General features: G+C 70.3%; 11 protein-coding genes. 6 read left to right on the forward strand and 5 right to left on the reverse strand.

Going from position 1 to position 12,456, the window contains the following annotated elements:
* Positions 1–21: 21 nt before the first annotated feature.
* Together ffh and H577_RS14615 are read right to left on the reverse strand one after the other, a co-directional pair.
* Entirely contained in the window at positions 22–1,563 is a 1,542-nt protein-coding gene (gene ffh / locus H577_RS0100830; RefSeq protein WP_029144338.1) for a signal recognition particle protein, read from the reverse strand.
* A 268-nt stretch (positions 1,564–1,831) separates the two neighbouring features.
* Complete coding sequence (locus tag H577_RS14615; RefSeq protein ID WP_036283232.1) at positions 1,832–2,416, reverse strand: TetR/AcrR family transcriptional regulator; 585 nt, start codon at positions 2,414–2,416, stop codon at positions 1,832–1,834.
* Between the two features lie 93 nt (positions 2,417–2,509).
* Between H577_RS14615 and lipB the strand changes: the two genes are divergently transcribed.
* Positions 2,510–3,148 carry a lipoyl(octanoyl) transferase LipB gene (gene lipB, locus H577_RS0100840; RefSeq protein ID WP_029144339.1) on the forward strand — a complete coding sequence of 213 codons (639 nt, stop codon included), beginning with the start codon at positions 2,510–2,512 and terminating at the stop codon, positions 3,146–3,148.
* Positions 3,145–4,140, forward strand: a complete 996-nt coding sequence (lipA, locus tag H577_RS0100845; RefSeq protein WP_029144340.1) for a lipoyl synthase — start codon at positions 3,145–3,147, stop codon at positions 4,138–4,140. The genes lipB and lipA overlap by 4 nt, the downstream gene beginning before the upstream one ends.
* A 25-nt stretch (positions 4,141–4,165) precedes the next feature.
* Here the strand turns inward: lipA and H577_RS0100850 are convergent, their stop codons facing one another.
* The 3 genes from H577_RS0100850 to smc are packed head-to-tail and all read right to left on the reverse strand — an operon-like array spanning position 4,166 to position 9,126.
* On the reverse strand, positions 4,166–4,666 hold the full coding sequence (locus tag H577_RS0100850) for a DUF2004 domain-containing protein (RefSeq protein WP_029144341.1): 501 nt from the start codon (positions 4,664–4,666) through the stop codon (positions 4,166–4,168).
* A 45-nt stretch (positions 4,667–4,711) separates the two neighbouring features.
* Positions 4,712–5,581: a signal recognition particle-docking protein FtsY gene (gene ftsY / locus H577_RS0100855; RefSeq protein WP_029144342.1), complete on the reverse strand. Its 870-nt coding sequence runs from the start codon at positions 5,579–5,581 to the stop codon at positions 4,712–4,714.
* A 23-nt stretch (positions 5,582–5,604) separates the two neighbouring features.
* Positions 5,605–9,126, reverse strand: a complete 3,522-nt coding sequence (gene smc / locus H577_RS0100860; RefSeq protein WP_029144343.1) for a chromosome segregation protein SMC — start codon at positions 9,124–9,126, stop codon at positions 5,605–5,607.
* 545 nt (positions 9,127–9,671) lie between these two features.
* Between smc and H577_RS0100865 the strand changes: the two genes are divergently transcribed.
* From H577_RS0100865 to H577_RS0100880, 4 genes are all read left to right on the forward strand, one after another.
* A complete protein-coding gene (locus H577_RS0100865) occupies positions 9,672–9,938 on the forward strand; it encodes a hypothetical protein (RefSeq protein WP_029144344.1) in 267 nt (88 codons plus the stop codon).
* Between the two features lie 29 nt (positions 9,939–9,967).
* Positions 9,968–11,065 (forward strand): GNAT family N-acetyltransferase, encoded by a 1,098-nt coding sequence (locus H577_RS0100870; protein ID WP_029144345.1) that lies wholly within the window; start codon positions 9,968–9,970, stop codon positions 11,063–11,065.
* A 132-nt stretch (positions 11,066–11,197) separates the two neighbouring features.
* Positions 11,198–11,557 carry a nuclear transport factor 2 family protein gene (locus H577_RS0100875; RefSeq protein ID WP_029144346.1) on the forward strand — a complete coding sequence of 120 codons (360 nt, stop codon included), beginning with the start codon at positions 11,198–11,200 and terminating at the stop codon, positions 11,555–11,557.
* 14 nt (positions 11,558–11,571) lie between these two features.
* Positions 11,572–11,916 carry a TfoX/Sxy family protein gene (locus tag H577_RS0100880; RefSeq protein WP_029144347.1) on the forward strand — a complete coding sequence of 115 codons (345 nt, stop codon included), beginning with the start codon at positions 11,572–11,574 and terminating at the stop codon, positions 11,914–11,916.
* Positions 11,917–12,456: the final 540 nt, after the last annotated feature.

Below are 12,456 nucleotides of genomic sequence, written 5' to 3' on the forward strand. Positions count from 1 at the left end.
TGGGGCGTGTCGTGCGGCGTGTCAGCCCTTGCGGAGCAGTTTCTGCAGTTCGGACAGGTCGGCGGCGCTGGGCGTGGCGGTCCCGCCGAGGCCGAACCCGGATCCGGTCGGCTCGGGGCTCTGGGCGATACCGGCGTTCTCGGCGGCGCGCTTGGCGGGGTTGCCCGACCGCGAGCCCTTCTTCTTCTGCGGCTTGCCACGCTTGCTCGAGGCGCCGGGCTTTCCCATCGCTCCCATGCCGGGGATGTTCGGCACTCCCCCGCGCGCGACGGTCTTCATCATCTTGGCGGCCTGCTCGAACCGCTGCACCAGCTGGTTGACGTCGGTGACGGTCACGCCCGACCCGCGGGCGATGCGCAGCCGCCGCGATCCGTTCAACAGTTTGGTGTTGCGCCGTTCGGCGGGCGTCATCGACCGGATGATGGCCTCGGTGCGGTCGATCTCGCGCTCGTCGAAGTCGTCGAGCTGCTGCTTCATCTGACCCATGCCCGGCAGCATCCCGAGCATCTTCTTCATCGAGCCCATCTTGCGCATCTGCTGCATCTGGGCCAGGAAGTCTTCGAGCGTGAACTGCTCGGTCGCGAGCTTCTCGGCGACCTTGCGCGCCTCTTCCTCGTCGAAGGCCTGCTGGGCCTGCTCGATGAGGGTCAGGATGTCGCCGAGGTCGAGGATGCGACCGGCCATGCGGTCGGGGTGGAACGGTTCGAGGTCGTCCAGTCCCTCACCCGTGGACGCGTAGATGATCGGACGCCCGGTGACCGATGCCACCGACAGCGCGGCGCCGCCGCGGGCGTCGCCGTCGAGCTTGCTGAGCACCACCCCGGTGAAATCGACGCCCTCTTGGAACGCCTTCGCCGTGTTCACGGCATCCTGACCGATCATCGCGTCGATGACGAACAGCACCTCATCGGGGTTCGTCGCCGCACGGATGTCGGCGGCCTGCCGCATGAGCTCGGCGTCCACGCCCAACCGGCCCGCGGTGTCGATGATCACCGTGTCGTGTTGGGCGCGGCGGGCGTGCTCGACGCCGTCGCGTGCGACCCGCACCGGGTCGCCCACGCCGTTGCCCGGCTCGGGCGCGTAGATCGCGGCGCCCGCGCGCTCGGCGACCACCTGCAGCTGGTTGACCGCGTTGGGGCGCTGCAGGTCGGCGGCCACCAGCAGCGGCGTGTGCCCTTCCTTCTCGAGCAGCTTCGCGAGCTTTCCGGCGAACGTCGTCTTACCCGAGCCCTGGAGGCCCGCGAGCATGATCACCGTCGGCGGGGTCTTCGCGAACTGGAGCCGACGCTGTTGTCCGCCGAGAATCGCGACGAGCTCTTCGTTGACGATCTGCACGACCTGCTGCGCGGGGTTGAGGGCTCGGTTGACCTCGTCGCCGAGGGCGCGCTCGCGCACCTTCGCGGTGAAGTCCTTCACCACGGCCAGCGCGACGTCGGCGTCCAGCAGCGCGCGGCGGATCTCGCGCACCGTGCCGTCGACGTCGGCGGGTGAGAGCTTGCCCTTCGTGCGCAGATTGCGGAAGGTCTCGGTGAGACGGTCGGAGAGCGTGCCGAAAGTAGCCATGATCTCCCGATTCTACCGGGGCGGGATGCCAGTGCCCGGCCCCCCGGCCCACCCGGGCGGGCGTGCCACTGCCCGGCCGGCCGGCCCACCCGGGCAGGCGCGCCGTGCACAACGGCGGGGATCGTGTCCGACACGCCGGGCACCGGCGCCCGCGCGGCCGCGCGTGCCGTGCACAACTGCGGGGATCGTGTCCGACACGCCGGTCACCGAGGCCGCACGACGGCGTGTCGCCGAAAATCCCCGCACTTGTGCACGCGGGCTCGCGCGACTAACGGGCGGATCCGCGGGCCAGGCCGGGGACGGCGTCGAGCGCCTCGCCGAGCACGGGCGCCAGGGTGGCGCGCCCGGCACCTGCGTGCGCCCACGCCCAGACCGCGGCCAGCACGGCGCCTGCCGCGGCGGCACCGTGCACCTCGGCGATCAGCGGCGCCGCCCCGTCGCGGCGGCCGCGTTCGGCGATCGCCCGGGCGAGGCGGGCCAGACGGACGGCCCGCTCCCGCTCCAGTTCGTCCGCGAGCCGCATCGTGTCGGCGTTCGCGATCGCCAGGGCGAGGCTGTCGGGTGCGAACCCGTCGCCGATCGCGGCGAGGATCCGACGCACCGGCTGCGATCCGGCCCCGAGCGCGGCCACGGCCGCGTCGAGTCGTTCGTCGAACGCGCCCCACAACAGATCGGACTTCGAGGCGAAGTAGTTGAAGAAGCTCGAGCGGCTCACCCCCGCCCGGCGGGTGATGTCGGCGACGGATGTCGCGTCGTAGCCCTGCTCGAGGAACAGTTCGCACGCCGCCTCGGCGAGCGTTTCGCGCGACGACACCCGCGGTCGTCCGGCGCGCGCGTCGGGGGCGGAGGACATGACCCCAGCGTACGGGGCGCGCCGACGTCGGGGATGTCGCAGCGGGGCGCGTATTGTTGGACTGCATCCAAGAACATCCCACGAGGAGGCTCCGTGCTCGAGGTCATCACCGCCGGACTCGACCCGGCGTTCGTCCCCTATCGCGAGGGGTGGGCGCTGCAGCGTCGCATCCATGACGAGGTGGTCCGCGGCATCCGCCCCGACACCCTCGTGCTGCTCGAACACGACCCGGTGTACACGGCGGGCAAGCGCACCGAGCCGCACGAGCGTCCGACCGACGGCACCGAGGTCATCGACGTCGACCGCGGCGGCAAGATCACCTGGCACGGGCCGGGGCAGCTGGTGGGGTACCCCATCGTGCGCCTGGTCGAGCCGGTCGACGTGGTCGAGCATGTGCGGCGCATCGAGCGGCTGCTGATCGGCGTGCTCGCCGCGCACGGGGTGAACGGCTACCAGGTGCCCGGCCGCAGCGGGGTCTGGGTGCGCCGCCCTCTGTCCGAAGACAAGGTCGCGGCCATCGGGGTGCGCGTCGAGAAGGGGGTGACGATGCACGGTTTCGCCGTGAACTGCGACAACTCGCTCGCGGCGTTCGGCGCGATCGTGCCGTGCGGCATCGCGGATGCCGGGGTCACCACGATCAGCGAGGTGGTCGGCCGCGACGTGCGTCCGGCCGACATCGTCGCCGACATCGCGGCGGCGTTCTCGGCCGAGTACGCGGCGGTGCCGGCATGACCGCCGCGCCGGAGGGACGCCGGCTGCTGCGCCTGGAGGTGCGCAACGCGCAGACCCCGATCGAGCGCAAGCCGGAGTGGATCCGGACCAAGGCGAAGATGGGCCCACAGTACACCGAACTGCAGCATCTGGTGCGCGACGAAGGACTGCACACCGTGTGCCAGGAGGCGGGCTGCCCGAACATCTACGAGTGCTGGGAAGACCGCGAGGCGACGTTCCTCATCGGCGGCTCACAGTGCACCAGACGGTGTGACTTCTGTCAGATCGACACCGGCAAGCCCGCCGACTACGACGTCGACGAGCCGCGCCGCGTCGCCGAGAGCGTGCAGCGCATGGGGCTGCGCTACGCGACGGTCACCTGCGTCGCGCGCGACGACCTGCCCGATGGCGGCTCGTGGCTGAACGCCGAGACGGTGCGGCAGATCCATGCCGTCAATCCGGGCACGGGTGTCGAACTGCTCGCCACCGACTTCAACGGCCGGCCGGACCTGCTCGCCGAGGTGTTCGACGCCCGGCCGGAGGTCTTCGCGCACAACGTCGAGACGGTGCCGCGCATCTTCAAGCGCATCCGTCCCGCGTTCCGCTACGAACGCTCGCTCGACGTGCTCACCCAGGCCCGTGACGCCGGCCTGATCACGAAGTCGAACCTCATTCTGGGGATGGGCGAAGAGCCCGAGGAGGTCGTGCAGGCCCTGCAGGATCTGCACGACGCCGGCTGCGACATCGTCACGATCACCCAATACCTGCGACCGTCGCCGCGGCATCTGCCGGTGGCACGCTGGGTCAAACCCGACGAGTTCGTCGGGTTCAAGCAGGAGGCCGAGCGCATCGGGTTCCTCGGCGTGCTGGCCGGCCCGCTGGTGCGGTCGTCGTACCGGGCGGGCCGGCTGTGGGCGCAGTCAATGATCTCGAAGGGGCGTGAGATCCCCGCGCACCTCGCGCACATCGCGGCGGACGTGCACGCCGAGCGCGGCTTCGCGCAGGCGGTGTAGCCGGTCCGCGTGCCGGGTGACGCGTTCAGTCGGCGCTGGTGACCGACAGCACGTCGCCGTCGGTGTCGAAGTTGACCAGCAGCACCTCGTCGGTGCCTTCGGGGTCGAGGGCGTATTCGAGCACCGCGAACGGGTCGTCGCCGCCGTGTTCGTCGGCGAGGATCGTCATGCTCACCAGCCGCAACGACCGGATGATGTCGATGTGGGTGTCGCCCGAGATGTCGACGAGCAGATCCTCGAGGTCGTCGCCGAGTGCCTCCTGCTGCTGCAGGATGAACTCGATGACCTCGCTGGTGCGGTCGTCGAGTTCGGCAACCATCGCGGCGCGTGCGGCGCGATCGATGGACTCGAGCGAGGTGATCATCGCGGCCGCGACGTCAAGCGCCGCGGGGGCGACGTCGTCTTCGTCGGGGGCGGTGAGGTCGACGGTGACCGCCTGGTCGCCCAGCTCGACGGTCTCAGACCAGAAGATCGAACCGTCGGGGCCCGATTCGAGGAGGCCGAAGTAGTCGTGTTCGATCGCCATGTGGCTATGAAACCAGGCCGCGGCCGGATGCGGTAGCCCGACGCGTCACTCCACGAGAGATGACGCGAAAACGTGCGGGGTGAAGCCGGTGAGGTCGCCGATCCCCTCCCCCTGCCCGAGCAGTTTCACCGGGATCCCGGTGCGCTCCTGCACCGCGAGCACGAACCCGCCCTTGGCGGAACCGTCGAGCTTGGTCAGCACGAGGCCGGTCACTCCGGCGTGCTCGAGGAACGCCTCGGCCTGCATCACGCCGTTCTGTCCGGTCGTGGCATCCAGCACCAGCAGCACCTCGCTGATCGGCGCCTGCTTTTCGATCACGCGTCGGATCTTGGTCAGCTCGTCCATCAGACCGCCCTTGGTGTGCAGGCGGCCGGCGGTGTCGACGATCACGATCTCGGTGCCGGTGCTCTTGGCGTACTCGATGGTCTGAAAGGCGACGGATGCCGGGTCCTGACCTTCCTGCTGGGGTCGGACGATCGCCGCCCCGGAGCGCTCTGCCCAGGTCGCGAGCTGGTCGACGGCCGCGGCGCGGAAGGTGTCGGCGGCTCCGACCACCACGGAGCGGTTGTATCGCTGCAGGAACTTCGCGAACTTGCCGATCGTCGTCGTCTTGCCGACACCGTTGACACCGACGACGAGCACCACGGCCGGGCGCTCGGTGAGCTTGAGCGTCGTGTCGAACCTCGCGAAGTGCTCTTCGAGCGTCTCTTTGAGCATGCGCTGCAGGTCGCGCGGGTCGGTGGTGTGGAAGCGCTCGACCTTCTCGCGCAGCTCGTCGACGATGCGCTCGGTGATGTCAGGACCGAAGTCCGCGGTCAGCAGCGCGGTCTCGAGGTCTTCCCACGTCGTCTCGTCGATCGTCGGCTTGACGAACATGCCGCGCAGCGCGCGCCCGAGTGACCACTTCTCCGCCATGCCTCCAGCCTATGTGGTCGCCCTCAGACGGCCGCCGGCTCCTGCTCGCGCGCCGTGCGATCGCCGACCCGCTGCCCCACCACGGCTGACACGCCGTCCTGGCGCATCGAGACGCCGTACAGCGCGTCGGCGATCTCCATGGTGCGCTTCTGGTGGGTGATGACGATGAGCTGGCTCGACGCGCGCAGCTGCTCGAACACGCCCAGCAGCCGGCCGAGGTTCGCGTCGTCCAGGGCCGCCTCCACCTCGTCGAGGATGTAGAAGGGGCTCGGCCGCGCCTTGAAGATCGCCGTCAGCAGCGCGACCGCCGCCAGTGACCGCTCGCCGCCCGACAGCAGCGACAACCGCTCGATCTTCTTGCCGACCGGGCGCACCGCGACCTCGATGCCGGTGGTCAGCGGGTCGTCGGGGTCGGTCAGCGAGATGCTGCCGGTGCCACCGGGGAACAGGATCGGGAACACCTCACCGAAGGCGACCTTGGTGTCTTCGAACGCGGCGAGGAAGATCGACTGCATCCTCTCGTCGAGTTCGGCGATGATCGTCAGCAGGTCCTGGCGGGTCTGCGTGAGGTCGGCGAGCTGCTCGGTCAGGAACTTGTGCCGCTGCTCGAGCGCTTCGAACTCCTCGAGGGCGAGCGGGTTGACCCGCCCGAGTTGGGCGAGCTTGCGCTCGGCGTCCTGCAAGCGTCGACGCTGCGCGGCCCGATCGAACGGTTCGGGCTCGTCGCCCTCGTCCTCGGCGGGGATGGGCTGGTCCGGACCATATTCCGAAACGAGAATATCTTCGTCGAGACCGAGCTCGGACTGCACGCGCTCCAGCAGGCTCGTCACGTGCAGACGCTTCTCGTGGATCTGCAACTCCAGTCCGTGCACGCTCTCGGTCAGCCCCGCGAGCCGCTCACGCACGGCGGTCTCTTCGGTCCGCAACTCGGCCAGTTCGGCGGTGAGTGCGGTGCGGGCCGACTCGGCGGTCGCGAGCTCGACGCGCGCCTGACTCACCGAGCGGTCCACCGAGTCGAGCACCGCGGGCAGGCGATCGGCGACACCGGCGGCGACCTCTCGCTGTGCACGCCGGATCACGGCCCGTCGTGCCGCCTCCGCCGCGGCGGCCTTCTCCCGATCCCGCTGACGCTCCAGCCCCACCGCACGGGCCTCTTCGGCCCGCACCCGTTCCTTGAGCGTCTCGACCTCGAGCCGGGCACGCATCTCGGCGTCGCGTGCGGCGTCGAGCTCTGCCAGCATCCCGTCCCGCGCCGAGGCGTCCAGGATCGGCCGCGGCGCTTCGAGTGCGGTGTCGAGCTGCTCCTGGGCCGATCGTGCGGATGCCTCGGCCTGGTCGACTGCGGCCTGCGCCTGGTGCAGCGACGCCGTCAGACGCTCGCACTCGGCGACCGCGGCTTCGTGACGCACGGTGGCGCGGTTCACCTTTTCGGCCTGTGCGGCCAGGGCGGCGTCGTGCTCACGCAGCGCCTGCAGCGCGGCCTTCGCGCGCCGGCGTGCCTCGTCGAGCGCATGCGTCTTGTCGGTGAGGGCTTCGCGCAGCGAGTCGGCCACCACGGTGACCTCGGCCAACCGCTCGGCCGCCGCATCGCGCTCAGCGGTCAGTTCCAGACGCGACCGTCCCTGTCCCGAGCCGGCGCGCACCGTGTACGGCGTCACCACCTCGCCGGCACGGGTGACGACGGTGACGGTGTGTGGGGCTGCCGCGACCGCGTGCAGCGCGGTGTCGAGGTCGTCGGCGACGAACACCGACGCGAGCAGTCGGGTGATGCCCGCCGGGGCCGTGACCACATCGGTGGCCGGCGTCACGCCCGCCGGCGCCGGAGTGTCACGCTCGCCGGCCGCTGCGGGCTGGGCGATGGCGATGTCGACGACGCCGACGTCGCCCTCACGTGCGGCCGCCGCGACCGCGAGCGCGTCGCGGGGGCCGTCCACCAGCATCCCCTCGGCGACCGGGCCGAGTGCGGCGGCGATCGCCGCCTCGAACCCGGAACGCACCTGCACCGCGTCCGATACCAGCCCGCGGATGCCCGATCCGCCCGCCTCGATCAGCTGGGCGGCGCCATTGCGCACATCGAGCGCGCGCGAGAGCGCCCGGGCCTGCGCGGTCAAGGCGTCCTTCTCACGCTCGGCGGCATGCAGCCTCTCGCGCAGCTGCGCGAGCTCGCCCTCGGTCTCGGACGCCTCACGCTGGCAGCGTTCGTATGCCGCGGCGTGGTCGGCCGACGCCGCGTCGGCGATGCCGTCGGGATCGAGTTCGGCCAGCGCCGCCTCGGCCTCGGCGCGGCGCGCCACGGCGGCATCGAGCGCCGACTGCTGCCGGGTCACGGCCGTCTGCACCGCGGCGAGGGCGGATGCCGCCGCCTCGGCCGTGCCGCGCAGCGCCGTGATCTTCATGTCGTGCTCCGAGACGAGCGCACTCTGGGCGGCGATGTCGGCGTCGAGCGCGTCGAGTTCGGCTCGCGCGCGCATGACGTCGCGTGCGGCCGCGGTCGCGGCATCCTGCGCCGCATCCAGCCCCGACGAGATCTCGTCGATGCCCGCCCGCACCTCGTCGATCATGGTCTGGCTCACGGTCTGCTGCGGGACGAGGGCCTCGTCGTCCTCGGCCAGCAGGGTCAGCCGCTGACCGGCCAGGGAGTAGAGGCTGCGCAGCCGTTCCTGCACCTGTTCGAGCGCGAACACCACCGCCCGGGCGCGGTCCACGGCCTCGGAGCGCTGATCGGTTTCGAGCTGTTCGATGCGGGCGCGCAGGTTCTCGGCCCGGTCCTGCAGCACCAGCCGCTCGGAGTGGCGTTCCTGCTCGCTCTGCGCGGCCGCGGCCAGTTCGCCGCGCAGCCCGACCAGCTCGTCGGCGAACAGCCGGGCCTTCGCGTCGCGCACAACGGCGGCGATGGTCGCGGCCTCGCGGGCGATCTCGGCCTGCCGTCCCAGGGGCTTGAGCTGACGGCGCAGTTCGCCGGCCAGGTCGCTGAGCCGGGTGAGGTTCGCTTCCATGGCCTGCAGCTTGCGGACGGTCTTCTCTTTGCGACGCCGATGCTTGAGGATGCCCGCGGCCTCCTCGATGAACCCTCGCCGTTCTTCGGGGCTGGCCTGCAGCACCGTGTCGAGGCGCCCCTGCCCGACGATGACGTGCATCTCGCGGCCGAGCCCCGAGTCACTGAGCAGCTCCTGCACGTCCAGAAGCCGGCACGTCTGCCCGTTGATGGCGTATTCGCTGGCACCGTTGCGGAACAGCGTGCGGCTGATGGTGACCTCGGCGTACTCGATCGGCAAGGCGCCGTCGGAGTTGTCGATCGTCAGCTGCACCTCGGCACGCCCGAGCGGGCCACGGGTGGAGGTGCCGGCGAAGATGACGTCTTCCATCTTGCCGCCGCGCAGGGTCTTGGCGCCCTGCTCCCCCATCACCCACGCCAGCGCGTCGACGACGTTGGACTTGCCCGAGCCGTTCGGTCCGACGATCGCGGTCACGCCCGGTTCCAGCACGAACGTGGTGGGCTGGGCGAACGACTTGAACCCCTTGAGCGTCACGCTCTTCAGGTGCATGTCCCGGCCCTTCCGCCCCGTTCGATCACCGCAACACGTTATCGGATGCGGGCGCGCCCGCCTGCGCGACCGGCCGCGAACAGCGGATGCCGCCGGCGCGACACGCCCGGAATCCGCACGAATCTGGATGAACGCTTGACGCGACCAGGCCGAGGGGGTTAGTGTCGTGGTTCGCGTCTGAATCGAGAAAGGAGGCCGCCGATGATGATCACCGCATTCCTCGCGGGCAGCATGTCCGCCCCAGCCCGTGCCCGTCGTGCGGCCGCCTGCGCAGGCGCCGCGCCGGTCACAGCCTGCTGAGGCGCCGCACCCGCCGCCGTCCGTCCTGTGACGGCCCGCACGCATCGTCGTGCCCGCCGCGTTCCGCGGCCCTGGCCGGCGAACGCCCCTGCTCGTGCAGGCACCGTTCGCGCCGGCAGCTCCCTCACCGGCCTCGAGTGCACTCGCGCTGAGTGCACCGGTCCGGCCTAGCCGGGCCCCGCCACCACACCCGCATCCCGTCGGTCTGCCGCCGCGGCGACGGGTGCACCCATCGGAAGAGAACCATGACCACCTTGCTGCCCTCGACGCTCCCCGACGGACCGGAGCGTCTGCACGAGTTGACCGAACTGTCCCACGACGAGCGGCTGACACCTGTCGACCGGCTCGCCCTGCGCGTCGGACTGTGGCTGCTGCTGCGCGCCGAACGACGCACCCGCACACCGTGGCTGCGCGAACAGGCGGTGCTGCGCGCCGTCGCCCGCGACGAGTACACGCGCACCCGGCGCGAGGCCGACCTGGTGCGCGCCGCCGTCACCCTGCACTACCGCTGACGCACACCTGCGCATCGAAGGAGACCGAGATGAACCCGATTCCCGCCCACGACGACGTTCAGCTGCGTCCGCTGGTCATCCCGCACAGCGTGGATGCCGCGGACGCGGCCGACTTCGTCGACATGGTCCGCGTGCGCAACGCGGTCTACCGCGAACTGAACGGCAACGACGACGAGAGCAACACACCCGCCGAGATCCTGCCCAACTACCGGGATGAGACGTACGAACGCACCCTCATGTGGCTGGCGGTGCGCCACGGCGAACCTGTCGGGCGGGCGATGCTCACCCTGCCGCTGGAGCCGGGTTCGCGGGTCGCCTACGTCAACATCGAGCTGCTGCGTGCGGCATGGGGCCTCGGCATCGGCCGTGAGGCCGCCGCCGTCCTGCGTGAGGCGGCCGCGCAGGCGGGCCGAACCGTGCTGCAGGCATGGGCCACGCACACCGGCACCGACGAGGCCGACCGGCTGACGGCCCCGACCGGATTCGGTTCGATCCCGCGCGACCACACGGCACGGTTCCTGCAGGCGCAGGGATTCACGCTCGAGCAGATCGAACGCAAGAGCGCCCTCGAGCTCACCGATGCGACCGCGGACCGTGTCGACAGGCTGCTGGATGAGGCGATACGTGTCGCCACCGGATACCGCATCGTCAGCTGGAGTGCGCCGACGCCGCCGGAGTACGTCGACGGGTACGCATGGATGAAATCGCGCATGCTCACCGACATCCCGTCCGCCGCGTTGGAGTTCGACGAGGAGGCGTGGGACGCCGCCCGTGTCGCCGATTACGAGAAGTCGTACCTCGAGGCGGGGCGCACACTGCATGTCACGGCCGCCCAGCATGTGGCAACCGGCGAACTGGCGGCGTTCAACGAGCTGGTGATCGGTGCGGACCGCACCGAAGCCACGCATCAGGAGGACACCTTGGTGTTGGCGGAGCATCGCGGGCATCGGCTCGGGATGCTGGTGAAGTGCGCCGCGTTGCGGGACTGGCGCGCGTTCGCGCCGCACTCGCCGCGGGTGATCACCTACAACGCCGAGGAGAATCGTCCGATGCTCGACATCAACGAGGCCATCGGCTTCGAGCCGGTGGCGTACAACGGCGCCTGGAAGCAGACGTTCGGGGGGTGACACCGGCCGCGGGTCGCGCGCTCACCCCCTGGCGCAGACCGGTGAGAAGGGACGACACTGGCAGGCAGGGTCGTCCACGGTCCGAGCGGTGGCTTCGTTCGTCCGCGGCGGACGAACACAGGGGGGGTCCACATGGCAGAGCACACCGTGCACGAGATCGTGAAGAGCTACCACCGCGCCTGGACGAGCGGCGACATCGAGACCGCGATGGGCTACGTCGCGGACGGCATCACCTGCCGCGCGCCGGGCGGCGACCTGCAGGGCAAGGAGGCCTACCGCCGGTTCCTCGCCGGCTTCGCCCCCGCGCTCACCGGCATCGGCGACATCGCCGAGTTCGCCGACGGGGACCGTGTCGCGCTGTTCTACTACCCGCAGACCGCCGCCACCTCCACCACGCCGGCCGCCGAGCTGTTCACCGTCGCCGACGGCAAGATCATCGAGAACGTGCTGATCTTCGATCGGCTCTCGTACGGCCCGCCGCCGCAGCGCTGAGCGGGACCTCTGCGATGAGTCCCGAACAGGTGGCGCTCCTGGGCCGCATCCGTCGACTTCTCACCGACGAGTCGGTCGTGCGCGAGGTCTCGATGTTCGGGGGCCGCTCGATCATGCTCAACGGCAAGATGATCGCGAGCGCCCGGGGCGACGGCGCTCTGCTGGTGCGGGTCGACGCGAACCGGCACGACGACCTGCTGCACAAACCGGGAGCGTCACAGGCGCGGATGGGGCCGGGGCGCGACATGGGTCCGGGATGGATCGAGGTCGCCGCCGACGCGATCGGCGACGACCGGCAACTCGAATGGTGGATCGGGGTCGCGCAGGCATACAACCGCGTCGTGACCGATGATCGGTAGTGAGTCGTCGGCCCGCTCACAGGTGCAGAGTCGGATCCATCCGCTGGTGCAGGATCCGAATCACATCCACACCGTCGGAGCGCCGATCCTGGACCGACGACGTCGGGAAGGGCACCGGGCGTACCCTTTTCGGTCCTCCACCCATCGATGACACGTCGCACGCCGGCGGTGACTGTGGAGAGGTCGTCAAGAAGCTGCACCGCCGAAGGCCGGTAGGAGATCTTGGCTTCCGAGTTGAGGTATGTGTCGCCGCAGTGCTCATCGTAGAGGGCGACGCGCCCGAGAGCAGGATCCGCGATGGACCCAAGCGAGGAAGTGTGTTCGGTTTGCGCGATCAGGAACGTCACCTCGCCCGACTGTTCTCCCGGAGACTCGGCGAAGACGTCAGGGAGGATGTCTGCCCGGTGGCGGGCGCGCACCATGGACTGCAGGATGCGGGCGTAGCCGGATTTCCCGCTGCCGTTGTTTCCGTACACGACAGTCAGGCCGTCAGGCTCGAACGTGAGCTCCTGGTTCGGGGCGAGCCGATTGACGTTTGAT

Source organism: Microbacterium luticocti DSM 19459, from assembly GCF_000422405.1.
GTDB lineage: Bacteria > Actinomycetota > Actinomycetes > Actinomycetales > Microbacteriaceae > Microbacterium > Microbacterium luticocti.